Origin of the sequence: Streptomyces araujoniae (assembly GCF_050871195.1) — a bacterium.
GTDB classification, from domain to species: Bacteria; Actinomycetota; Actinomycetes; order Streptomycetales; family Streptomycetaceae; genus Streptomyces; species Streptomyces bacillaris.
Map to the genome: position 1 here is coordinate 879495 of NZ_CP194070.1, position 23316 is coordinate 902810.

General features: G+C 72.0%; 23 protein-coding genes and 1 riboswitch. Of the genes, 8 read left to right on the forward strand and 15 right to left on the reverse strand.

What is annotated here, in order from left to right; genetic code table 11:
* Positions 1 to 23 precede the first annotated feature (23 nt).
* Positions 24 to 722 (forward strand): pyridoxamine 5'-phosphate oxidase family protein, encoded by a 699-nt coding sequence (locus tag ACQ9ZG_RS03590; protein WP_109914671.1) that lies wholly within the window; start codon positions 24 to 26, stop codon positions 720 to 722.
* A 101-nt stretch (positions 723 to 823) separates the two neighbouring features.
* Here the strand turns inward: ACQ9ZG_RS03590 and ACQ9ZG_RS03595 are convergent, their stop codons facing one another.
* From ACQ9ZG_RS03595 to ACQ9ZG_RS03605, 3 genes are all read right to left on the reverse strand, one after another.
* A complete protein-coding gene (locus ACQ9ZG_RS03595; protein WP_499279886.1) occupies positions 824 to 1801 on the reverse strand; it encodes a DMT family transporter in 978 nt (325 codons plus the stop codon).
* Positions 1802 to 1961: 160 nt separating this feature from the next.
* Entirely contained in the window at positions 1962 to 2987 is a 1026-nt protein-coding gene (locus tag ACQ9ZG_RS03600; RefSeq protein ID WP_109914537.1) for an EamA family transporter, read from the reverse strand.
* Positions 2988 to 3219: 232 nt separating this feature from the next.
* Positions 3220 to 3798: a peptidase gene (locus tag ACQ9ZG_RS03605; RefSeq protein WP_499279888.1), complete on the reverse strand. Its 579-nt coding sequence runs from the start codon at positions 3796 to 3798 to the stop codon at positions 3220 to 3222.
* A 289-nt stretch (positions 3799 to 4087) separates the two neighbouring features.
* Here ACQ9ZG_RS03605 and ACQ9ZG_RS03610 point away from each other — a divergent pair, with 289 nt between their 5' ends.
* Complete coding sequence (locus ACQ9ZG_RS03610; protein WP_018492660.1) at positions 4088 to 4282, forward strand: hypothetical protein; 195 nt, start codon at positions 4088 to 4090, stop codon at positions 4280 to 4282.
* A gap of 87 nt (positions 4283 to 4369) precedes the next feature.
* On the forward strand, positions 4370 to 4807 hold the full coding sequence (locus ACQ9ZG_RS03615) for a type II toxin-antitoxin system Rv0910 family toxin (protein ID WP_028419004.1): 438 nt from the start codon (positions 4370 to 4372) through the stop codon (positions 4805 to 4807).
* Between the two features lie 85 nt (positions 4808 to 4892).
* Here the strand turns inward: ACQ9ZG_RS03615 and ACQ9ZG_RS03620 are convergent, their stop codons facing one another.
* A complete protein-coding gene (locus tag ACQ9ZG_RS03620; RefSeq protein ID WP_499279890.1) occupies positions 4893 to 5513 on the reverse strand; it encodes a PadR family transcriptional regulator in 621 nt (206 codons plus the stop codon).
* A 310-nt stretch (positions 5514 to 5823) separates the two neighbouring features.
* Between ACQ9ZG_RS03620 and ACQ9ZG_RS03625 the strand changes: the two genes are divergently transcribed.
* Positions 5824 to 6645 (forward strand): PhzF family phenazine biosynthesis protein, encoded by an 822-nt coding sequence (locus ACQ9ZG_RS03625; RefSeq protein ID WP_109914126.1) that lies wholly within the window; start codon positions 5824 to 5826, stop codon positions 6643 to 6645.
* An 80-nt stretch (positions 6646 to 6725) separates the two neighbouring features.
* On the opposite strand, the gene ACQ9ZG_RS03630 is transcribed toward ACQ9ZG_RS03625, so the two are convergent.
* On the reverse strand, positions 6726 to 7505 hold the full coding sequence (locus ACQ9ZG_RS03630) for a CPBP family intramembrane glutamic endopeptidase (protein WP_109914127.1): 780 nt from the start codon (positions 7503 to 7505) through the stop codon (positions 6726 to 6728).
* A 199-nt stretch (positions 7506 to 7704) separates the two neighbouring features.
* On the opposite strand from ACQ9ZG_RS03630, the gene ACQ9ZG_RS03635 reads away from it, so the two are divergent.
* The gene (locus ACQ9ZG_RS03635; protein WP_181398042.1) at positions 7705 to 9492 is read left to right on the forward strand and encodes a substrate-binding and VWA domain-containing protein; all 1788 of its coding nucleotides are present in this window, start codon (positions 7705 to 7707) and stop codon (positions 9490 to 9492) included.
* A gap of 228 nt (positions 9493 to 9720) precedes the next feature.
* On the opposite strand, the gene ACQ9ZG_RS03640 is transcribed toward ACQ9ZG_RS03635, so the two are convergent.
* On the reverse strand, positions 9721 to 11226 hold the full coding sequence (locus tag ACQ9ZG_RS03640; protein ID WP_028419009.1) for a glutamate-cysteine ligase family protein: 1506 nt from the start codon (positions 11224 to 11226) through the stop codon (positions 9721 to 9723).
* Positions 11227 to 11715: 489 nt separating this feature from the next.
* On the opposite strand from ACQ9ZG_RS03640, the gene ACQ9ZG_RS03645 reads away from it, so the two are divergent.
* Together ACQ9ZG_RS03645 and ACQ9ZG_RS03650 are read left to right on the forward strand one after the other, a co-directional pair.
* Complete coding sequence (locus ACQ9ZG_RS03645) at positions 11716 to 12300, forward strand: hypothetical protein (RefSeq protein ID WP_109914129.1); 585 nt, start codon at positions 11716 to 11718, stop codon at positions 12298 to 12300.
* A 312-nt stretch (positions 12301 to 12612) separates the two neighbouring features.
* Positions 12613 to 12819, forward strand: a complete 207-nt coding sequence (locus ACQ9ZG_RS03650) for a DUF5999 family protein (RefSeq protein WP_018492668.1) — start codon at positions 12613 to 12615, stop codon at positions 12817 to 12819.
* A 130-nt stretch (positions 12820 to 12949) separates the two neighbouring features.
* Here ACQ9ZG_RS03650 and gcvP read toward each other — a convergent pair whose 3' ends face one another.
* Positions 12950 to 15835: an aminomethyl-transferring glycine dehydrogenase gene (gene gcvP, locus ACQ9ZG_RS03655; RefSeq protein ID WP_109914130.1), complete on the reverse strand. Its 2886-nt coding sequence runs from the start codon at positions 15833 to 15835 to the stop codon at positions 12950 to 12952.
* Between the two features lie 194 nt (positions 15836 to 16029).
* A riboswitch (glycine riboswitch) is annotated at positions 16030 to 16127 on the reverse strand.
* A 154-nt stretch (positions 16128 to 16281) separates the two neighbouring features.
* Between gcvP and ACQ9ZG_RS03660 the strand changes: the two genes are divergently transcribed.
* A complete protein-coding gene (locus ACQ9ZG_RS03660; protein WP_028419011.1) occupies positions 16282 to 16653 on the forward strand; it encodes a PRC-barrel domain-containing protein in 372 nt (123 codons plus the stop codon).
* On the opposite strand, the gene ACQ9ZG_RS03665 is transcribed toward ACQ9ZG_RS03660, so the two are convergent.
* From ACQ9ZG_RS03665 to ACQ9ZG_RS03700, 8 genes are all read right to left on the reverse strand, one after another.
* Positions 16575 to 18038 (reverse strand): DNA polymerase IV, encoded by a 1464-nt coding sequence (locus ACQ9ZG_RS03665; RefSeq protein ID WP_499279892.1) that lies wholly within the window; start codon positions 18036 to 18038, stop codon positions 16575 to 16577. The two genes, ACQ9ZG_RS03660 and ACQ9ZG_RS03665, sit on opposite strands and share 79 nt — an antisense overlap.
* A 94-nt stretch (positions 18039 to 18132) precedes the next feature.
* On the reverse strand, positions 18133 to 18750 hold the full coding sequence (locus ACQ9ZG_RS03670) for a MerR family transcriptional regulator (protein ID WP_018492672.1): 618 nt from the start codon (positions 18748 to 18750) through the stop codon (positions 18133 to 18135).
* Positions 18751 to 18919: 169 nt separating this feature from the next.
* The gene (locus tag ACQ9ZG_RS03675; protein ID WP_006123076.1) at positions 18920 to 19393 is read right to left on the reverse strand and encodes a bifunctional nuclease family protein; all 474 of its coding nucleotides are present in this window, start codon (positions 19391 to 19393) and stop codon (positions 18920 to 18922) included.
* Positions 19394 to 19446: 53 nt separating this feature from the next.
* Positions 19447 to 20190, reverse strand: a complete 744-nt coding sequence (gene ftsR, locus ACQ9ZG_RS03680; protein ID WP_028419013.1) for a transcriptional regulator FtsR — start codon at positions 20188 to 20190, stop codon at positions 19447 to 19449.
* A gap of 41 nt (positions 20191 to 20231) precedes the next feature.
* Complete coding sequence (locus tag ACQ9ZG_RS03685; protein ID WP_026238345.1) at positions 20232 to 21017, reverse strand: FHA domain-containing protein; 786 nt, start codon at positions 21015 to 21017, stop codon at positions 20232 to 20234.
* A gap of 190 nt (positions 21018 to 21207) precedes the next feature.
* Entirely contained in the window at positions 21208 to 22029 is an 822-nt protein-coding gene (locus ACQ9ZG_RS03690) for a DUF881 domain-containing protein (RefSeq protein ID WP_109914701.1), read from the reverse strand.
* Between the two features lie 5 nt (positions 22030 to 22034).
* The gene (locus ACQ9ZG_RS03695; RefSeq protein ID WP_003970459.1) at positions 22035 to 22367 is read right to left on the reverse strand and encodes a small basic family protein; all 333 of its coding nucleotides are present in this window, start codon (positions 22365 to 22367) and stop codon (positions 22035 to 22037) included.
* Positions 22364 to 23278, reverse strand: coding sequence for a DUF881 domain-containing protein (locus ACQ9ZG_RS03700; protein WP_109914700.1), 915 nt, complete (start codon positions 23276 to 23278; stop codon positions 22364 to 22366). The genes ACQ9ZG_RS03695 and ACQ9ZG_RS03700 overlap by 4 nt, the downstream gene beginning before the upstream one ends.
* Between the last annotated feature and the right edge of the window lie 38 nt (positions 23279 to 23316).

Below are 23316 nucleotides of genomic sequence, written 5' to 3' on the forward strand. Positions count from 1 at the left end.
ATGAGATCGGCAAGGGACGCATCATGCAGGACACCGCACCGCCCACCCCCACGGACCGGGACAGCGCCGCCCCCTACACCCCCACCGCCCGCACCGTACCGACCCGGGCCAAGGAGCGCGCCTCCTACGACCGCGAGCTGGTCCACTCGATACTCGACGCCGCCTGCCTCTGCCACCTCGGGTTCGTCCGGGACGGGGCGCCCGTCGTGCTGCCGACCCTGTACGGGCGGGTCGGAGAGCGCCTGTACGTCCACGGATCGACCGGCTCCCGCCCGCTGCGCAACGCCCGGACCGCCGCCGGCCCGGGGCTGCCGGTCTGCCTGACCGTCACCCACGTCGACGCCCTGGTGCTGGCCCGGTCCGCCTTCCACCACTCGATCAACTACCGCTCGGTGGTGGTCCACGGCACGGCGACGACCGTGACCGACCCCGAGGAGCGGCGCATCGCCCTCGACGCGATCGTCGACCAGGCCGTCCCCGGCCGCTCGCGGGACGCCCGTCCGGCCGACGCCAAGGAGCTGGCCGCCACGGCGGTGATCCGGCTGGACCTCGACGAGGTCTCCGCGAAGGTCCGCACCGGCGGCCCCAACGACGAGCCGGAGGACCTCGCCCTCCCCCACTGGACCGGCATCGTGCCGCTCACCCGGGGCTACGGGTCCCCGGTCCCGGCGGACGACCTGGACCCGGCCATCGGCGTACCGGACTATCTGCGTGCGCTCTGACGCCGACCGGCCGCGGAAGGCCGGACCAGAGGAGAGGGACGGGGCGAGGGACCGGGGCCGGAGAACCGGCACCGGCTCCGGCCCCTTCCCCGCCCGACCCCCTACACCGCCACGGCCCCGGGCTCGGCTTCAGCCGCCCGCCGCCGCGTGACAGCCGCGCCCCGCGCCTCGGCCAGCGCCAGCCCGGCCACCGCGGTCAGCAGGAGCAGGGTGCCGACGACGGTGGCCGCCGTCAGCCGCTCCCCCAGGAGGGTCACCGCGATGACGGCCGCGCTCACCGGCTCCAGGAGCATGATCACGGAGACGGTGGCCGAACGGACGGCGGCCGCCCCCGCGAAGTAGAGGGCGTACGCGAGTGCGGTGGGGACCGCGGCCACGTAGACGAGCAGCCACAGCACCTGCCCGGTCTCGGCGGTGTGCGGCACGAGCCCTTCGACCGCCGCCATGGGCAGCAGCCCCACCGCTCCGATGCCGAACGCCCAGGCGCTGGTGGTCAGCGCGTCACCGCCCCCGCCGTCCCGCCCGAGCCACCGGGTGAGCAGGGTGATCGCCGCGTACCCGGCGGCGGACAGCAGCGCGAGCAGCACCCCGGCCGGCACGACCTCACCGCCCTCACCGCCCAGGACGAGCACCGCGAGCCCGGCCAGCGCACCGGCCACGGCGGCGAGACCGCCCGGGCCGAGGCGTTCCCCGAGCAGCACCCGCGCACCGACGGCGATCAGGACGGGCCCGGCGCCGAGGGTGACGACGGTCCCGACCGCGAGACCGGTGGCGTCCACCGCCGCGAAGTAGGCGCTCTGGAACACGGTCAGCCCCACGCCCGTACCGAGGATGCGCAGCAGCCGGCGGCTCCGGCGCTCGACCGGCCGGGGCGTACGGCGGGGACGCAGGGCGAGCGCCCCGGCCAGCAGGACGAGGCCCCCGGCGCAACGCCAGAAGGAGAGGGCGAGGGGGCCGAGGTCGCTGATCCGGAAGATCAGGGAGGCCGCCGCACCGGCGGTGCCCCAGGCGACTCCGGCGACGACGAGATACAGCAGGCTCCGCCCCACGGGCAGAGCGGGAACACCGGGCATGGCCATGTGACTTCTCCAGAGGAAGACAGCGGGTGGTGGTCGCTCGACTCCGCACGCGGGCAGCGACGGACCGCTCGGGGACTGCCCGAGCCCGGTCTTCGTCAGGAGTGGCCGCCCGCGCTAGGCGGCAGGCGGCGGAAGCACGGTCAGATGCATGGCCCACACACTAAGGTGCGGGCCGCCCGGCGGACAACTCGCTCTCGGCGGCGCCCGCCGCCGCTCCCACCCCCGCGGCCACCGGCCCCGCGGGCGGCCTCGGCGTGGCCGACTGGGCGATGAACGCGCCGGTCAGAACGACGAACCCGCCGATGAGCTGCGGGGCGGAGAGGTGTTCGCCGAGCAGCACCCAGGCCAGCACGGTCGCGATGACGGCTTCCAGGCAGGCGACGACCCCGGCGACCTGCGGCGAGAGCATCCGGACGGAGACGACGCCGGTGCCGTACGCGAGCACGGTGGCGACGAGCACGATCCAGCCGAGCAGCACCCAGGCGGGGACCACATCGCCGTCCATGCCGGCGCTTCCGCCGAGCAGCGACCAGTCCATGCCCCACGGCCGCGCGACGACGGTGAGGACCAGGGCTCCGACGATCAGTCCGTACGCGATGACGCCCAGCGGATGCGGAGGTTCGACGCGCCGCCCGTCACTGCCCCTGCCCTCCTGGCCGCCGTGGTCGGAGAGGACGAAGTACCCCACCTGGCAGCAGGCCGCGCCGAGGGCGAGCAGCAGGCCGAGGGCGTCGAAGCCGAGCCCGGCCCAGACCTCGACGACACAGGCGAGGCCGCCGACCGCCAGGACCACGCCGACGGCGGCCGCCCGGGTGACGGGCCTGCGCTGGACGAACCGGACCCAGCCGAGGACCAGCGCGGGGGCCAGGTACTCGACGAGGAGCGCCACCCCGACCGGGATACGGGAGATGGCGGCGAAGTAGCAGGCCTGCACACCGGCCACGGCGAAGAGCCCGAACCCGGCGAGCAGCACGGGCCGCTCGCGTACGAGATTCCGGTGGCGCCAGGCGACCGGCAGCATGATGAGGGCGGCGCCCGCCACCCGTAGCCACACCACGTGCAGCGGGTCGAGCCCCGCCTCGATCAGCGGCTTGGCGGCCACTCCGGAACCGCCGAACGCGAAGGCCGACAGAAGGGCGAGCCCCAGGCCTGCGCTTCTCCTCTGGGTACCCCGAGACGCGTGCATCGGGACATCATGACAGCACGCGACAGTACCGTCATCTCTGTGACACCTGACGAGACGCGTACCTGGGTCACACCTGCCCAGACGCGCGCCCCTGGGGCACCTGCCGAGACACGCGCCCCGCACGCCGCACCCTCACACAGCCACCCCACCCGGGCGCCCCCACACAGCAGCCCGCCCCGCCACGGTCACGCGGAAGCCGCGCCCCGCACCCGAAGCCCCGCCGGCCGCACCGTCATCCCCACCAGGACGCCTCCGTCGTACGTTCCTCCGCCCGCTCCCCCAGCCACCGCGCGTCCACACCGGCCCGGCCCAGCACCTCCACCGCACGGCACTCCCCGTCGGCGGCCAGGGCGGCGAGGAGGTCGAGGCCCCGGGCCCGCCGCTCCCCGCGGAGACCTGCGCGGTGCAGCGCCCCCTCCATCGCGGCGAGGGCGGACGGTGACCACCCCTCGGCGCACGCCGCCGGATCCCGCGCCGGGTCCCGGACGACTGGCACGGTTCCGGAGTCCTCCACCGATCCCTGCCAGCGGAGCCCGTAACCGATGCTGCGCTGTACGAGGTAGCCGAGAACCTTCGCCAACTGCGGTCCTCCATCGAAGACTTCACGGACCTCGGGGTCACTCTCGACGAGGGAGTGCAGCAGGTGGGCGGTGTCGATCTGCCGGTCACCGTCGCGCAGCGCGCGTCGGCGCGCACCCGTCACCACCGTGGCCAGTTCGACGGTGAATCGGTCCTCGGGGCTGTCGGGCCCGTGGGGTCCGACGGGGTTCGGGGCGGGTTGCTCAGGGATCCGCGGCGTCCGGTTTTGCACTACTCCACCCCATCAGTCCCGGGCCGCGGAAGCATCGGCAGGGCGGCCCATTCACGCGTCCCACCCAAGGTGGGCCCGCCGGAACGCCCCCTCCTCCTTGCGGATGAGATCCCCCCGAGGCGTACAACCATGACTGTCAGGGGGGCGCGCCGCCTTGCGCCGCACTCCCCCGGGCAACCGCCATCCCCCGCGCGGACGTCCCTCACACCACAGGGCACAACAGCAGGCGACGCGAGGCAACGCGTGTAGGGCAACGGCGCACATCGGCTCCGGGCGGAGGGAACCACGGGTGTTCTGGATGGTCGCGCTGCTCGCGGAGGACGGGATGCAGTACGTCTACCGCGTGTACGCGCCGGACGACGCCCTCCCCGCCGATCTGTTCTGGGCCGCCTTCCACTGCCATGACGACGGCCCGCACCCGCGCGCGTCGGACCGCTTCGACGCGGCCGAGATCTGGCGGAACCGGCAGCCCCAGCAGATCTGACGGTACATCAGTATTGAATGTTGGAGCCGCCGCCGTTACGTTCCGCGACACCGTGACACCGTTACCGGACGAACCAGGGGTGGTCGCATGGCCGAAGTCAGCGCGGAGGCACGTATGGAGGCACCCGCCGGGAAGGTCTGGGCGCAACTGACGGACTTCTCCTCGTACGGGGAGTGGAACGCGACCCACACCAGCTTCCCCCGGGGCGGGCCGGCCACGCTGGAGAAGGGGGCGGCCTACGAGGAGAACATGAAGCTCATGGGCTTTCCCGCCGAAGTGACGTGGACGGTCGACGAGTTGGAGAGCGGCCGGCTGCTGACGACCCGGGGCAAGGGCCCGATGGGGGTCGCCCTGACCATGCGCTACTCGCTCACCCCCGCCCCGGACGGGGAGGCCACCACGGTGCGCATCGAGGGGGAGTTCACCGGTGCGGCTGTGTCGATGATGGGCGGCAGGCTCAAGGACTCCGCGACGGCGGCGCTCCAGGAGTCGCTGCGCAGGCTCGACGGCCTGGTCACCCCCTGACGGTCACCGAGCAGACCCGTCGGGGGCCCCGCGGCCTGCGGGGCCCCCGACGTCCCCGGCGACCGGACACGTGGAATCCACCGGCTCAGTGCTCGTCGGCCAGGATCAGATAGAGCTTCTTACGGGCGTCGTTGATCACGGCCAGCGCCTTCTGCCGCTGGTCGGGAGAGCCGGTCTTCCAGACCTGCCCGAACGCCTCCATCAGCCCGAACCCGGCCTGGCGGATCTCGTTGACACCCTCCCAGTCCACACCCCGCCCGGCCTCCTCCCAGGGAGCCTCGGGCCCGGACTCGGCCTCGCCGCGCCCGGATTCGGTGAGCGCGAAGAGCTTCTTGCCGCCCTCGCTCGCGCTGACGATCAGCCCCTCGTCCTCCAGCATCTGGAGGGTGGGGTAGACCGAACCGGGGCTGGGCTTCCAGGCCCCGCCGCTGCGCTCGCCGATCTCCTGGATCATCTCGTACCCGTGCATCGGACGGTCCTTCAGCAGGGCCAGGATCGACGCCCGCACGTCACCGCGCCGCGCCCTCCCCCGACCGCCGCCCCGGCCACGCCCGCCCCCGAAGGGCCCGCCACCGAACGGCGGCCCGAACGGCCCGAAGGCGGCCCGGCGCCCGTCGGGACCACCCCGACCGTGACGACCCTGATGACCGGGCCCGTAGTGCCCCGGCCCGTACCCCTGCTGGTGCTCGAATCCCTGTGAACGCATGACCGTGCTCCTTCCATCGTCGATCCATCGCGATGCCTCAACGATATATCGGAAACTATCGTCCGGCAAGGCGTCCCCGATCCGGCCCCGGCCCTCCTCTCCCGTCCGGAGCCCGGCACCGACGGCGAGGGCTCCCCCGGCGCCCACCGGAAGCACCGCCATGAGCCAGGCACACCGGAGCCCCGCCCTCTCCCCCGGCGACGCCCGCCCCTGTGCGACCTGCGCCGACCGCCGCACCGACGGCGGACAGGGGCCAGTGACCCCCGATTGGCCGTGGTCCCCGGAGGCGCGGGCGTCCTACGGTCGCCCCATGAGGATTCGTATCGTCGACGCGTTCACCGACCGCCCCTTCTCCGGCAACCCGGCAGGGGTCCTGCTACTGGATTCCGCAGCCTTCCCCGACGCCGAACGGCTCCAGGAGATCGCCACCGAGGTCAACCTCTCCGAGACGGCCTTCGCCCACCCGCTGCCGCCCGGTGGCGAGGCCGACTGGGCGCTGCGCTGGTTCACCCCGGCCACCGAGGTCGACATGTGCGGGCACGCCACGCTCGCCACCGCGCACGTCCTGCACACCACGGGGCGGGCCACCGGCACCGTACGGTTCACCGCACGGTGCGGACTCCTCACCGCCACCGCCCACCCGGACGGCACCCTCACACTCGACTTCCCCACCGCCCCGCTCCAGGAGGCCGCGGCGCCGCCCGGTCTCGCGGAGGCGCTGGGCACGGAACCCGTCTCGGTCCACGACACCGGTGAGCACGTCGGCGACCTCCTCGTCGAGGTGCGCGACGAGGCGACCGTACGGGGACTGGCCCCGGACTTCGCCGCCCTCGTCGCCCACGCGCGGCGCGGCATCATCGCCACGGCCGCCGCCGACGACCCCGCCCGTGGCTACGACTACGTCTCGCGCGGCTTCTTCCCGGGCGTCGGCATCGACGAGGACCCGGTGACCGGCAGCGCCCACACCGCGTTGGCCCCCTTCTGGTCGGCCCGACTGGGCCGGGACGACCTCACCGGACTCCAGGCGTCCGCCCGCTCCGGCCTCGTACGCACCGCTCTGCGCGGCGAGCGCACCCTGCTGACCGGCAACGCGGTCACCGTGATCGACGGCGAGCTGCTGACCACTCTCTGAGCCCGCGACCGGCCGACCCGCCCAATGCGCCTGAGCCCGCGACCGGGCCGCTGCACCTGAGCCCGCGACCGGAACCGCCCCTACGGCGTCGGCAGCCAGTCCACCTTCCCCGCGAGCAGCGCGTACCCGACGAACGCCCCGATGTCGAGCAGCGTATGGGCGACCACGAGCGGCCCCACCCGCCCCCAGCGCCGGTACAGCAGGACGAAGACGACGCCCATCACCATGTTGCCGATGAAGCCGCCGATGCCCTGGTAGAGGTGGTACGAGCCGCGGAGCACGGAGCTGGCGACCAGCGAGGCCATCGGGCTCCAGCCGAGCTGGTCCAGCCTGCGCAGCAGATACGCGACGACGATCACCTCCTCCACCACGGAGTTCTCCGCCGCCGAGAGGATGAGGACGGGGAACTTCCACCAGACGTCGGGCAGCGACTCCGGTACGACGGTGAGGTTGAAGCCGCTCGCCCGGGCGACCAGGTAGAAGGCGAGCCCGGCGCTGCCGATGCCGGCCGCGACCAGCGTCCCGCGGCCGAGGTCGGACCACGGCCTGGTGCGGTCGAACCCGATGGTCCGCAGCCCCGCCCCCTCCCGGATCAGCAGATGCGCCACCAGGGCGACCGGCACCAGAGCCGTTGCGATCCCGAACATTTGCCAAGCCAGATCAAGCCATGGACGGCCCGGCGCGTAGGAACCGTTGAGCGTCGCCGCCTGGTCCTTCAACCCCCCCGGCTTCGTCAGCGATCCGACAAAACTGATGAGCGAGGAGACGGCACTCGCGCCCAGGGAGAGGGCCAGGACCAGCACCGTCTCCGACCGCAGGATCCTTCGCGAATCGCCCACTTGGGGATAAGAATCAGCCACGCGCCCACCCTTCACCGGTCCACCTGCCTTCTGTTCTGCAATCGCGTCTCATCCCGCCCACCGTCCCGCTAGGGTCTCGAATGCAGGTACGAAGATCATGCGCGACAGGCCGGGGGACGACCACCATCACCGATGGTGCGGTCCCCCTTTTTTTCCTTGCTCACCGTTCGTCTTTCGCCTTCAGGGGGGCTCCACCGACATGGGACGTCACAGCTTGCCCGACGCCTACGCGCCGGAAGAACGCGGGGAGGCGTCTCCACGGCGCAGGCGTCGCACGATCGCCGTCGCCACCCTGCTCGTCCTCGCGGTGGCGACGGGGGCCGGGGTTGCGGTCAAGGGCGGACTGCTGTCGTTCTCCGAGTCCTGCGGGGACTCCGCCGTGCGCCTCACGCTCGCCGCTTCCCCCGACATCGCACCGGCGGTCCGGGAGATCGCCGAGCGGACCCGGGCGGACGAGGTGAAGTCGGACGGCCACTGCCTCGACGTGGAGGTGGTCGCCCGCGACTCCTCCAAGGTGGCCGAGGCACTCGCGGGCGGCGGGCCGCCCGGCTTCCAGGTCTGGCTGCCCGACTCCGACCTCTGGCTGGACCGCGCCGAAGGCCTCGGTACGGGCGTCCCCGTCTCCCCCTCGGACTCCATCGCCTCCTCGCCGGTGGTGGTCGCCATGGTGCCGTCGGCGGCCGGGCGTCTGGGCTGGCCGGAGAAGACATACTCCTGGGCCGAGCTGGTCGCCACGGCCATCGGGACGGAGAAGATCCGCCTCGGCGCGGCCGATCCGGCGCGCAGCGCCACCGGTCTGCTCGCCCTGACCAGCATCGGCGGCTCGTCCGCGCGGCAGGGCGGGGACAGCGACACCCGTGTCGCGGAGACGGCGAAGGTGCTGGCCGAGCGGATGTCGGACAGCGACGCGCAGGTGCGGGAGACCGTGGCGCGCAGCGGCTCAGGCGCCGAGGAGGGCAACCCCCAACGCAACCAGGCGGTCCTCATATCCGAGCAGGCCGCCTTCACCCACAACGCGGAGGCCGCCGACAGCGGTCGGCTGAACCTGTTCCACCCCGAGGACGGCACCCCGCTGCTGGACTACCCGTACACCCTGGTCGACGAGGAGGAGCTGACCCTCACCCAGTCCCGGGCGGCCCTGCGCTTCATGACCCTGCTCAACGACAAGGGTGCGCGGGCGGTGTTCGCGCGGTACGGGTTCCGCCCGGCGGACGGGTCGGCCGAGGACGCGGTGGCCGCGTCGGCGGGCGCCAGATCACCGCAGCCGTACGCCACATCGGCGGCCGAGGCCCCGTCGGCGAAGCAGCTCCAGGAGATGCTGGGAATGTGGACGATCACCGTCCAGAGCGCCCGGCTGACCACGGTGGTCGACGCCTCGGGCTCCATGTCCACCCCGGTGCCCGGGCGCGGCCAGTCCCGGATGGACGTCACGAAGGAGTCGCTGATCCAGGCGCTCGCCCAGTTCACACCGGACGACGAGATCGGGCTGTGGGAGTTCGCCACGACGCTGGACGGCACGAAGGACTACCGGAAGCTGATGCCCACCCGGCGGCTGGGCGACCCGGCCCAGGGCGGCTCGACCCACCGGGAGAAGCTGTCAGCTGCGTTCGCGGGGCTGCAGCCCGTGCCGGGCGGGGCGACGGGGCTGTACGACACGGTGCTGGCCTCGTACGAGGAGGCCCGGTCGACCTATGTGAAAGGCAAGTTCAACGCCCTGGTGATCCTCACCGACGGCTCGAACCAGGACGACGACGGCATCTCCCGGAGCGCGCTGACCTCACGGCTGAAGGAGCTGGCCGATCCCGAGCGCCCGGTGCCGGTCATCGCCATCGCCGTGGGGCCGGACGCCGACCGCGAGGAGGTGGCCGAGATCGCCCGGATCACCGGCGGCGACGGCTACGAGGTGAGCGACCCGGCGGAGATCCAGGCCGTCATCTTCCAGGCCATCATGGCGGCCGGACAGAACGGGCGCGCCGCCCAAGAGTGAGGGCGGCGGCGTACGGCGGGGTGCGGCGGGGCGGCCCGCTCCGCGCACGTCCGGCGCTCCGCGGCTTCCGTCCGCGTACGGAAGCCGTCGGCCCGACCCGTATACGGGACCGCGCCCCGCAGTCGTACGGAATCGCGCTCTCCCGTACGAGCGCGCGCCCCGCAGTACGGGGGCGCTCCCGGCGTACGGGAACACGCCCCCGGACGCGGACACGCCGGCCGCCCCCGCTCAGGGCGCCGGGAACCCCACCGGCCAGGTGTGCACCGGCTCCCCCGCGTGCATCAGCTCGGCATAGCGCCGGGTGGTCGCCGCCAGGGCCGCGTCCCGGCCGAGTCCGGCCTCCAGGGCCCGGCGGTAGGTGGCGACCTGCCAGGAGGCTCCGTTGACCCGCCGCTTGCACCGCTCCTCGATGACCCCGAGGTAGCGGTCCCGGTCGGCGGGCTCGATCTGCCAGGCGTCCAGCCCGGCCGCGGCGAGCGGCAGCAGTTCCTCCCGTACGAGCTGGACGGCGGGGATCTTCGCCAGTCCGCCCGCGCGGCCGGGGCGCGGCCAGAGCAGTTCGGCCTCGATGCCGTGGCGGCACGCCTCGGTGAAGTTCTCCGCGGCGGCCTCGAACGGCAGCTTGCTCCAGACCGGCCGGGACTCCTCGGCGAGCGCCCGTACGAGCCCGTAGTAGAAGGCGGAGTTGGCGATCACGTCGGTGACGGTGGGGCCGGCCGGGAGCACCCGGTTCTCCACCCGCAGGTGCGGGACGCCGTCGACCGTGCCGTACACCGGGCGGTTCCAGCGGTAGACCGTGCCGTTGTGGAGGACCAGCTCGGCCAGCTCCGGCACCCCGCCCTCGTCGAGGACCCGCAGCGGCTCCTCGTCGTCGCAGATCGGCAGCAGCGGCGGGAAGTAGCGCAGGTTCTCCTCGAACAGCTCGTAGGCGGAGGTGATCCACCGCTCCCCGAACCAGGTCCGGGGCCGTACCCCCTGGTTGGCCAGCTCCGGCGGCCGGACGTCGGTGGCCTGCTGGAACAGCGGGGGCCGCGACTCGCGCCACAGCTCCTTGCCGAAGAGGAACGGGGCGTTGGCGCCCAGCGCGATCTGTACGGCGGCGACCGCCTGGGCCGCGTTCCACACGTCCGCGAACCGGTCGGGCGTCACCTGGAGGTGCAACTGCACCGAGGTGCAGGCCGATTCGGGGGCGATCGAGGGCGAGGAGCAGACCAGGTGGTCGACGCCTTCGATATCCAGGGCGAAATCCTCCCCCCGGGCGGCCACCATTTGATCGTTGAGCAGGGTGTAGCGGTCCACGTCGGAGAGATTGGCCGAGACCACGTCGTGCTCGCCGAGCGTGGGCAGGATTCCGATCATGACGATCCCCGCGTCCACCTCACCGGCCTTGCGGTGCGCATAGGCGAGACCGGTCCGCAGCTCCTCCGAGAGCTGATCGAATACCCTGCCGCCGAGCCGGTGCGGAACGATATTTACTTCCAGATTGAACATCCCGAGTTCGGTCTGGAAATCCCGGCTCGCGATGCGTTGGAGCACTTCCTGATTCATCATCCGCGGCAGACCGTCGGTTCCCGCGAGATTCAGCTCTATCTCCAGCCCCATCAGGTTTCGGGGCCGGTCGAACCTCCGCTCCGCCAGGAGTCTTCCCAGCCCCTCCAGACACTGGTTGAGCTTGGTGCGGTATGCCTGCCGATCGGACAGGTCAACGGCGCCCGCCACGACCTTCTCCCCCATCGAGGGGTCCCTCCTCCAGTGGTCGGCCCGCCGACCGGGCCGCTCGCATCACGATCGATAATGCCCAGCGGGAGTGATCCGTAACGCCCCACACGCCACCGGAAACCCGCTAGGCTGGATGAAGGAGACCTGGGGCACATTCCGGTGGCATGCGACGGACGGCATTTCCCCCCGGAAAGTGCCCCTCGGAAACACCGGCGAGTTTCGGCCTACCGCTCCACCGAAAGAAGCCCAGGCAGGGGCGGTAAACGGCCGAACAAATCGCCAGGAAAACCCCGTTCCGAAGTCCGGATGTCGCCTTGTGCGAAATATCCCCGACGGCTAGCGGAAACACTGTGTGAACACCCGTCGTATAAACTCCGCCTGACGAGGCAGAGAGTTGACGCAACCGGCCCGTCATCGGCCTCATCCGGCCCCGCATGCCGACAGCGCCGTCTGCACCGCACCCGCCCCGTATCACCGTGTCTCCGAAGTGAGAGGCGACCCACCATGCCGCTGCATGTCCCCTCGGCTCCCGCGCCCGCCCTGCGCAGCGTGTCCGCGGCCCTCGGTTCTCCCACCGCGGTCCGCCAGGCCCGCACCTCCGCCCTCCGGTCCGCCCAGGGACCGCTGAGCCCCGAACTGCCCCTGCCCGTCCATGTCCTGGACCGCATCGCCCCGACCGGGACCGTGCCCCGGACCCGCCTGGCGGCGTGGCGCTTCCTGATCCGGAGCGAGGGCCGCGCGATCGCCGCCGCCGACATCATGCTCACCCCGGACGGCTGGAGCTTCTCGCACTTCTTCGAGGGCCCCTACCTCGCCTCGACGGAGCTGGCGGTCCGTCAGGCGGAGGCCTCGCCCACCGCGTACCAGGCGAGACTTCTCTCCATCCCCGAGCTGTACATGCTCACCCTCTGGCTGCACGACGACACCGAGGACGACGCCTCCACCGGGGTGCTCGCCCCGGCCGACGTCCTGGTGCCGCTGGCCCCGGCGCCCCCGGGCATCGCCGCGCACCGGCCGCACCGGGTGGCCGACCTGCTGCCCGTCATGACCCTGCGCGTGGGGCCGGGACCGCTGCTCAGCTCCGCCTGACCGGCGGCCGGGGAGGACACAGCCCCCGTGGTGCTCCGCCCCGTGACGGGGCGGAGCACCACGGGGGCTTTCCCCTACCCACTCGGACTAGCCCCATCCGGCCACCCCGAACCACCCGAAGGGACAGTGCAGTTGCGGTGAACCGTCCGCGCGGGTGACGCGTCATGGGAGGAGTAAGGGAGCTGGAGCGAAATCCCTGCGGAATCATCCCCGTGGGGCAACACTGGGACCGGACCGACTGATACGGGGGCGGCCATGAACCTCTCATCCAGCCGCAGGACACTCGACTCGACGCAGCGAAAGAACGCAGCCATGTGCCAACACCAGCCACCCTGCCCCACCGCCGACTCCCCCGACCGGGAGGCGGCCCGCCTGACGGCCCACCACCCGGAACAGGGGTGGAGCCTTCTGTGCAACGGCGTCCTGCTCTTCGAGGACACCGGCGAGCTACTGCCTGACGGGCAGATCATCGCACCGCACCGGCCGCTGGCGACGGGCAGCGTGGTGAAGGCCGCCTGACGGCGGCCGCACGGACGACGTAGCGGTACCGACCGCACCGCAGGGACAGCGCGGTACGGAGAAGGGGCCGGCCCGGGGAACTCCCCGCACCGGCCCCGACGCATGAATGTCAGCGCCCGACCCCGGAGGGTCAGCCGTCGTACTCCTCCAGCGGCGGGCAGGAGCAGACCAGGTTCCGGTCACCGAAGGCACCGTCGATCCGGCGCACCGGCGGCCAGTACTTGTCGGTGGCCGAGACACCGGCCGGGAAGACGGCCTCCTCGCGGCTGTAGCCGTGCGTCCAGTCGCCACCGAGCGCGGCGGCGGTGTGCGGGGCGTTGGCCAGCGGGTTGTCGTCCGCGCTCCACTCGCCGGAGGCGACCTTCTCGATCTCGGCGCGGATCGCGATCATGGTGTCGCAGAACCGGTCCAGCTCCGCGAGGTCCTCGCTCTCGGTCGGCTCGATCATCAGCGTGCCGGCCACCGGGAACGACATGGTCGGCGAGTGGAAGCCGTAGTCGATCAGGCGCTTGGCGACATCGTCGATGGAGACGCCGGTCGCCTTGGAGATCGGCCGCAGGTCCACGATGCACTCGTGGGCGACGAGCCCGGCCGGGCCGGTGTAGAGGATCGGGTAGTGCGGCTCCAGGCGCTTGGCGATGTAGTTGGCCGCCAGCACCGCCACCTGTGTGGCGCGCTTGAGCCCCTCGCCGCCCATCAGCCGGACGTACGCCCACGAGATCGGCAGGATGCCCGCCGAGCCCCACGGGGCGGCCGAGATCGGGCCCACACCTGTCTCCGGGCCCGCGGCGGGCTGGAGCGGGTGGTTGGGAAGGTACGGGGCGAGGTGGGCGCGGACGCCCACCGGGCCGACGCCTGGGCCGCCGCCGCCGTGCGGGATGCAGAAGGTCTTGTGCAGGTTCAGGTGCGAGACGTCGCCGCCGAACTTGCCGGGCTTGGCGAGCCCGACGAGCGCGTTGAGGTTGGCGCCGTCCACGTAGACCTGGCCGCCCGCGTCGTGCACCTCGCCGCAGATGTCCGCGACGTGCTCCTCGAAGACGCCGTGCGTCGACGGGTAGGTGATCATGAGGACGGCCAGCTCGTCGCGGTACTGCTCGATCTTGGCGCGCAGGTCCGCGACGTCGACCTCGCCGTCGTCGGCGGTCTTCACCACGACGACCTTCATGCCGGCCATGACCGCGCTGGCGGCGTTGGTGCCGTGCGCGGAGGAGGGGATCAGGCAGACGGTGCGCTGGTCGTCTCCGTTGGCCCGGTGGTACGCGCGCACGGCGAGCAGGCCCGCGAACTCGCCCTGGGAGCCGGCGTTGGGCTGGATGGAGACGGCGTCGTAACCGGTGACCTCGGCCAGGCGCTCCTCCAGCTCACGGATGAGCGTGAGGAAGCCCTGGGCCTGGTCGGCCGGGGCGAAGGGGTGCAGCGCGCCGAACTCGGGCCAGGTGATGGACTCCATCTCGGCGGTCGCGTTCAGCTTCATGGTGCAGGAGCCGAGCGGGATCATGCCCCGGTCCAGCGCGTAGTCGCGGTCGGCGAGCTTGCGCAGGTAGCGCAGCATCGCGGTCTCGGAGCGGTGCTGGTGGAAGACCGGGTGGGTCAGGATGTCGTCGGAGCGCAGCAGCGTCCCGGGCAGCGCGTCGGCGGCCGAGCCGTCCAGCGCCTCGATGTCGCCGTCGGCGCCGAAGGCGGCCCACACGGCGGCGATCTGGGCGCGGGTGGTGGTCTCGTCGCAGGCGACGGAGACGTGGTCGGCGTCGATGCGGCGGAGGTTGACCCCGCGTTCACGGGCGTCCGCGACGACGTCGGCGGCCTTGCCGGGCACCCGCACGGTCAGGGTGTCGAAGAAGGAACCGTGCACGACCTCCGCACCGGCGGCACGCAGGCCCTCGGCGAGGATCGTGGCGTACCGGTGGGTGCGGCGGGCGATCGTGCGCAGCCCGTCGGGGCCGTGGTAGACGGCGTACATCCCGGCCATGACGGCGAGCAGCACCTGTGCCGTACAGATGTTGCTGGTGGCCTTCTCGCGGCGGATGTGCTGCTCGCGGGTCTGGAGGGCGAGGCGGTAGGCCTTGTTGCCGTCCGCGTCGACGGAGACACCGACGAGGCGGCCGGGCAGGGAGCGGGCGAACTTCTCGCGGACGGCCATGAAGCCGGCGTGCGGGCCGCCGAAGCCCATGGGCACGCCGAAGCGCTGGGTGGTGCCGACCGCGATGTCGGCGCCGAGCGCGCCGGGCGAGGTCAGCAGGGTGAGGGCCAGCAGGTCGGCGGCGACGGTGACGATCGCGCCCAGCTCGTGGGCCTGCTCGATGACGGGCTCGATGGCGCGGACGGCCCCGGAGGCGCCCGGGTACTGGAGCAGGACGCCGAAGACGCCGCGCTCCGCGATCTCGGCGGGGATGCCCTCGCTGAGATCCGCGACGACGACCTCGACACCGGTCGGCTCGGCGCGGGTCTGGATCACCGCGACGGTCTGGGGCAGGGTGTCGGCGTCGACCAGGAAGACGCCGTTCTTGACCTTGCCCACGCGCCGGGAGAGCGCCATGGCCTCGGCGGCGGCGGTGCCCTCGTCGAGCAGGGAGGCGCCGGAGGTGGGCAGCCCGGTGAGGTCGGCGACCACCGTCTGGAAGTTGAGCAGGGCCTCCAGGCGGCCCTGGGAGATCTCCGGCTGGTACGGCGTGTAGGCCGTGTACCAGGCGGGGTTCTCCATGACGTTGCGCAGGATGACCGGCGGCGTGAAGGTGCCGTAGTAGCCGAGGCCGATCATCGGGGCGAGGACCTTGTTGCGGTCGGCCAGCGAGCGCAGCTCGGCCAGCACCTCCGCCTCGGTGCGGGCCGAGGGAAGGTCCAGGGCCTCCGCACTCTTGATCACATCGGGCACCGCGGCGGCGGTCAGCTCGTCGAGGGAGCCGTAGCCGACCTGGGCGAGCATCTTCGCCTGGGCCCCGGCGTCGGGGCCTATGTGGCGCTGCTCGAACGGAATGCCCTGCTCCAGCTGGGAGAGCGGAGTGCGACGGGGGGTCATGGTGGAGGCCTCCTGGTCTGTCACGACCTGCGAGGGGCACCACGGCGCGGGTGCCCGGACGGCCTCCCCCTCTGTCATCTCAACCTGAGAGCTTCACCGGCCCGCCCGGGGGGCGTGCCGGCTTTCACCGTCGGTGAGGGTCGAGTCCGTCCCGGCCTGCGCCCGCACGAACCCGCCCTGCTTTCCAGAGTGACCTCGTCCGTGCGGTACGGGGGCCTGAGAGATTCCGGGGAGGATTTGCTCCTTCGGCGCCTCCGGATTCTGCACCGGAGGACTCTCCCGCACGGGGTCAGCAGCCACGTGCCAGCCTACCAGCGGCCATCCCCGCGGAGTCCTCGAGTGGCCGACGCCACGGATCTGCACTTGTCTTGGTCCTGGTGGAGCGAGAGGGGCCCCTGGAGGGACCGGGAACCACCCTTGAGCAGTGGCGACCAGTGGGAGGCACCGTGCAGACCGATATCGATCCGCGCCGCCTGATCGGCCGCAAGGCGTTCGATCGCAAGGGCACCAAGATCGGAACGGTGGATGAGGTCTATCTGGACGACGCGACCGGTGTGCCCGAGTGGGCGGCCGTGCGCACCGGCCTCTTCAGCCGGGACGCGTTCGTCCCGCTGGAACCCAGCGAGTTCGTCGACGACACCCTGCGGATCCCCTTCGACCGCGCGCTGATCAAGGGCGCCCCGGACTTCGGCGTCGGCCGGCACCTCTCCCCGGAGCAGGAGCTGCAGCTCTACCGGCACTACGGTCTGGACTCCTCCCCGGCCGCGGAGACCGGTCCCGACCGCGACTTCGGCAGGCTGGCCGGCCAGGAGGAGTAGTCGACCGGGTCGCGGACCAGCGGCAGCGGGTCGGCCGGCGTCAGCTCCGGGTCGTCGATCCGGAACGTGCGGACCCGGCCGACCGGCCCGCCGGGCTCCTCGAACCGCACGGTCACCCGCCCCACCCCGCTCCCCTGCACCCAGCCGTGCCCGTGCGCCGCGTGGTGGACGTCGTGTCCGGCGGGCCAGCGCCGGGCGGCGAGCTGCTCGGCGCTCTCGGGCTCCTCGTCGGCGGCGGGCCCGGCCCCTTCCGCGCCGCTCTCCGGAGCCTGCCGCTCCGGCTCCCGCACCCGCTCGGCCAGCTCCCGGGCGTCCGCGGCCTGTGCGAACAGATCCTCCTGGGTGAAGTCCGCGAGCCCCGTGACGCCCACCCCGAGCAGCCGTACGCCCCCGGTGGTGTCGACGGCCTCCAGCAGCCGCCCGGCCGCCTCACGGACCACCGTGGGGTCGTCCGTGGGGCCCCGGAGGGTCTCGGAGCGGGTCAGGGTGGAGAAGTCGTACCGGCGGACCTTGAGCACCACCGTGCGCCCCGACCGGTGGGCGGCCCGCAGCCGCTCCACGCACCGCACGGCCAGCCGCTCCACCTCCGCGCGCACCCGCACCCGGTCGTGCAGGTCCACGTCGAAGGTGTCCTCGACCGATACGGACTTGGCGTCCCGCTCGGCGACCACCGGCCGGTCGTCGAGCCCGAGCGCCATCCGGTAGAGCCCGTGCCCATGGGCCTTGCCGACCAGCCGTACGAGCTCGTCCTCGCCCGCCTCCGCCAGGTCGTGGACCGTCGTCATCCCGGCGCGCCGGAGGTGGTCCCCGGTGGCGGGGCCGACGCCGGGCAGCGTCCGTACGGGCATGGGGGCCAGCAGCTCACGCTCGGTGCCGGGCTCTATGAGCACCAGCCCGTCCGGCTTGGCCTGCTCGGAGGCGATCTTGGCGAGCATCTTGGAGCCGGCGAGACCGACCGATCCGCTCAGCCCGGTCACCGCCCGGATGGCCGTACGCAGCCGCTCCCCGGTGCCGCGGGCCGAGGCCGAGTCGTCGGCGGTCCCGCCCGCCTCCAGGTCGACGAAGGCCTCGTCCAGGCTCAGCGGCTCGACCAGCGGCGAGAGCCGCCCCAGCAGCTCCATGACCTGCTCGCTCACCGACCGGTACAGCTGGAAGCGGGGCACCAGATAGGCGGCGTTCGGCGCGAGCCGCCGCGCCTGGGCCGTCGGCATCGCGGAGTGGACGCCGAGGACACGTGCTTCGTACGAGGCGGTGGCGACCACGCCCCGGGGGCCCAGACCGCCCACGACGACGGCCTTCCCGCGCAGGCTGGGCTTGGCCGCCTGCTCCGCCGAGGCGTAGAAGGCATCCATGTCCAGGTGGAGGATGGTCGGCGCGGGTCTCACACCTCCGATGCTGCCCTACGCCACTGACAACGGGGCGGCCCGGCACTCCGTGGAGTGCCGGGCCGCCCCGTTTCCGTTCCGTCCGCTCAGCGGCTCATCCGGCGCGGTTGCGGCGCCGGGCCAGCTCGTCGGCCGGGTTGTGCCCGATGAGGGTCTCACCGGTGTCGACCCGCTCGCCGTGGAGCTGGGAGAGCGCCGTGTCCACATCCCGCCAGACGACGCCCACGGCGATCCCGAAGACTCCCTGACCGCCCTGGAGGAGGCTGACGACCTCGTCCGGCGAGGAGCACTCGTAGACCGTCGCCCCGTCGCTCATCAGCGTCATGCGTTCGAGGTCCTGGAAGCCCCGGGCCCGCAGGTGCTGGACCGTGGTGCGGATGTTCTGCAGCGCGACCCCGGTGTCCAGGAACCGCTTGACGATCTTGAGGAGGACCACGTCCCGGAAACTGTAGAGACGCTGGGTCCCCGACCCGTAGGCCGGCCGGACGCTCGGCTCCACCAGCCCCGTACGCGCCCAGTAGTCCAGCTGGCGGTAGGTGATCCCCGCCGCCGCGCACGCCGTCGGTCCGCGATAGCCGATATCGCTCGCCGCTGCCACGCCGTCCGTCGCCACCGCGGCCGGCGCAGCCGGCTGCCTGATGGCGTGGTCGGCTCCACTGCCGTGCTGCGGATACGGCCCACCCGCCGCCGTACCGTCGCCGCTGCTTCTCACGCCGACCTCCGTCCTTGACCTGCCCACTCGAAGGTAGGCAGTCACTGGGGGTGCGTCAACGATCGCCACACTCGGCACGCCGAGTGATAATCACCCTGAGGGTGGTTTCCCGTGTCCGGCTTCCGGGAAAGGCTTCTCGAATGCGCTGACAAAACCCCCTGCGGGAGCGTCACTGGCTGTTGGTCCCGAAGTCCTCCGGTGAGATCTGGTCGAGGAATTCGCGGAACTTCTCCACCTCGTCCTCCTGCTCGTCGGGGATCGCGATGCCGGCGTCGTCCAGCACACCGTCACTGCCGTAGATCGGCGTGCCGGTGCGCAGGGCGAGCGCTATGGCGTCGGACGGCCGGGCGCTCACCTCGACCCCGCTGGCGAAGACCAGCTCCGCGTAGAAGACCCCTTCGCGGAGGTCCGTGATCCGGACCTCGGTCAGCTCCTGGCCCACGGCCTCGAGCACATCCTTGAACAGGTCATGGGTCAGCGGCCTGGCCGGAGCCATGCCCTGCTGGGCGAAGGCAATGGCGGTCGCCTCCCCCGGACCGATCCAAATGGGGAGGTACCGGTCGCCTCCCACTTCACGCAGGAGAACGATCGGTTGGTTGGAGGGCATTTCCACCCGGACACCGACAACGTCGAGCTCGTTCACACAGCAACCCTAGGACGTGCTCGCCATGTTTGGGTAGTCGGGCTCCGCCGACCTCAGTGCAGACGGCTGCGCAGAGCGGTCTGGACGAGCGCGGCGTGCAGCCGTACGGAGAGTTCCGCCAGCTCGTTCGCCGTCGCCTCGGCGTGCGCCCTGGTCTGCGGATTGCGGTGCAGGCGCAGCGGCGCGACCAGCTGCTCGACCAGACCGGCCTCACGGTCGGCGGAGGCCCGCATGGCCCGCAGATGGCGCGGCTCCAGGCCGAAGCGGCCGAGGTCGGCCACCAGCCGCGCCACGGTCACCATCTCGGCGTCGTAGCCGCCCTCGGGAGCCGCGACGATGAGCCCGTAGGACTCCCACTCCGCCAGCTGCTCCTCGTCGACCTGGGCGGCCGCCAGCAGCTCGGGACGCCCGATCCGGGCGGCGGTCGCCGCCCCGGGTCCGGACTCCCACACACCCTCGCCCAGATCCCGCTGTGTGCCCGGTGAGGGCAACACGGGCTGCTCACCCCGGGCCAGGGCGTCCAGGTGCTCCCGGATGACCTTGAGCGGCAGATAGTGGTCCCGCTGCATCCGGAGGACCTGGGCCAGCCGCTCCACGTCACCGGGGGCGAACTTCCGGTAGCCGGACGGAGTCCGCTGCGGCTCGACGAGCCCCTCGGCCTCCAGGAAGCGGATCTTGGAGATCGTGACTTCCGGAAACTCTTCGCGCAGCCGGGTGAGCACCGTACCGATGCTCACCCAGCGCGCGTCCGCGGTGGCGGTGCCGTCACCGGCACCGCCTGTCGGTGTTCGCAGCATGGGCCTTCCTGGGGGTCCCCCCGGACGGTTCCGAGGGCTGGTCACACGCCCCGCGGGCTCGCATAGAAGACCAGGCGGTACTTCCCGATCTGGACTTCGTCGCCGTTGGACAGCAGGACCGAATCGATGCGCTCACGGTTGACATAGGTGCCGTTGAGACTGCCGACGTCACCCACGGTGAAGCTACCGTCCGGACCCCTGTGGAACTCCACATGACGCCGCGACACGGTCACGTCGTCGAGGAAGATGTCGCTCTGGGGGTGCCGGCCGGCGGTCGTGAGATCGCTGTCGAGCAGGAAACGGCTGCCGGAGTTCGGGCCGCGGCGCACGACCAGGAGCGCCGAGCCACCGGGGAGCGCGTCGACGGCGGCCTGGGCCTCCGGGGAGAGCGAGGGCAGGGCCGTCTGGCCCGTCGCCTCGGCGTCGTACGCCTCGAGACCGGAGATCGAGATCGTGGACGTCGTCTCCGAGGCACGCTCGGGGACACCGCCCCGCAGCGGCGTACCGCAGTTGGAGCAGAATCGGCTGGCCTCCGCGTTGCGGTGGCCGCACCTCGTACAGACCGGCATCGACGAGCCCTCCGGGGTGAACCCTCCACCCGTACTCGCGGCTGATGGTTCGCCGAAACCTATGCGCCCGGCACCGGCAGGGTCAACGGACGACACGCCGGGAGCACCCGGAGCACCGCCACCGGACACCTCATCGCGGAAGAGCGGGCGCTCCGCCTCCTGCTCCCCGCCCTGGCCGTGGCGCGGAGCGCGGTGGCGGGCAGCACTGTTGCTGTCCTCGCGTGCGCTCTTCCCGAACAACTTCGCAAACAACTTCACGGGCGATTCCCCTTGACCGACATAGACCCGCCCGTGGGGCAGGACGAACCCTGAATGAACACACCTGCCGACCCGGACATCTTCACAACGTCCGTATCCACCCGACAGTTTCCACCACGCACCACCAATCCGGTGCGCCGACCCCCCGCAACCCCCCGCCCTCGTCGACCGGCACTCCGGCCCGGCGCGATCACGGGGACGACGACCGAGCGTAGTCAGGCCGCTTCGCCGCTCGCAAGGCGTCGACGACGATGTCCTCGGAGCGCTCCACCACGGCGGTGGCCTGCTCCTTCTCCAGCGTCTGCACCACACCGCCGGGAATGTTGAGGGCGGGCTCCAGGTCCTGCGGCTTGCCGATGACCTTGAACTCGTACGGTGCTTCGATCTTCTTGCCGTCCACCTGGATGTCACCCCCCTCACCGGCGAAGTACGTATCGGCCACCACGCGGACCCCGTTGACCTCGATGGCCTCGGCCCCGGCCGCGCGCAGCTCCTGGACGGTGTCGAGGAGCTTGTCGGCCGCGACCGCGCCGGACGGGTCGCCGATCGTCAGCGTGATCCCGGGCCCCTGGGCCGCCACCGTACCCGCGAGGATCCCCAGCTGCCGTTCCTTCTCCAGCGTCTGCTTCCGGGCCTCCTCGGCCTGGTCGGAGCTGTTCTCCAGCTCGGTGCGCTGGTCGTCCAGGCGCTGCTTCTCGTCCTCCAGGCGCTGGGTGCGGTCGTCGACCTCGTCGAGGATCCGGACCAAGTCCTCCTGGCGCGCCCCGCGCAGGGCGCTGTCGTCCCCGGTGGACCGCACCTGGATGGCCAGCCCCAGACCGAGCCCGAACAGCAGCACGGCGACGATGAGTTGGGCCCGGCTCACCCGCGGCGGCCACAGGCCCGCCAGCAGGCGCTGGCGTCCCGAGACCTCCTCGGCCGCGGGCGGCCGCGCGGGGGCGTCCTGAGCGGCGGGCGGGACGGCTTTCGGCTGTTCCGGCTGTTCGCCGCGGGGGTTCTCGTCGTGGTTCATCGGCCTCAAGCCCGGAAGACGTGCCGGCGGATCGCGGCGGCGTTGGAGAAGATCCGGATGCCGAGCACGACCACCACACCGGTGGAGAGCTGAGCGCCGACACCCAGTTTGTCGCCGAGGAACACGATCAGCGCGGCGACGACGACGTTGGAGAGGAACGACACCACGAAGACCTTGTCGACGAAGATGCCGTCGAGCATGGCCCGCAGACCTCCGAAGACCGCGTCCAGCGCGGCGACCACGGCGATCGGGAGATAGGGCTCGACCACCGCCGGTACCTCGGGCCGGACCAACAGTCCGACCACGACTCCCACGACGAGGCCCAGTACGGCGATCACGATGTGCCCTTCCCTGATTCTGCCGCATCACTGCCGGCGGCCTTCGGCTCTGCTGTACGGACGATCAGGCTGGGGGCTGCGGGCAGCCGCACCTTCGCCTGATCGGACAAGCTGGTGCGGATGTCGAAGCTCTCCTTGAGCGCGTTGAGGTACTGGCCGTCGGCGGTCTCCCGGAACGCGGCGGCGAGGTTCTTCCCGTCCCCCACCGCGAGCACCGTGTACGGCGGGACCAGCGGTCGGTTGTCGACCAGTATGGCGTCGCCCGCGGCGCGGATCGCCGACAGTGCCGTCAGCCTTTGCCCATTGATGGCGATGGCCTCGGCGCCGGCCTCCCAGAGACCGTTGACGACCCGCTGCATGTCCCGGTCGCGGACCCGGCCGGTGTCGGCGAAGCTCGACGACTCCCGGGGCCCGCCACCGCCCTGGTCGGTGTTCTTGGCGTCGTCCACGACGAGTTTGACCCCGGGCCCTTCCACCGGGGTCGCCCCGGAGAGCAGGGCCACCAGCTCCCCCTGGTCCCCGCCGTGCCGCTCCAGGGCCTTGCGCTGCCGCTCGCCGACATCGTGGCGGAGCCCGTCGACCTCGGACTCCAGGGTGTCGGCGGCCCGCGTCTCGGCGTTGATCCGGTCGATCAGCTCCTCGCGCTCCTTGGCGACGACCGGGGCGGAGACCCGCGCCTCGGCGGCACCGAGGGTCACCACGAGGGCGGCCACCACCAGACCGGCGGCGAGCCACAGCTTCGACCTGAGCGTGCGGGGCAGCCCGGCGCTCCCGTCGGCCTTGCGGCGGGCCGAGGCCTCCGCGTACCCCTCGTCGAGGCTGTGGTCCATCACGTTGTTCAGCAGCGACATGGAGGCGTCGGGGCGTGCGGGCGGCGAGGATGTGCTCCGATCGGGGGGCTGCTGCGACATGCCGCACATCGTCGCACGTCACCACGGCTGCCGCCGAA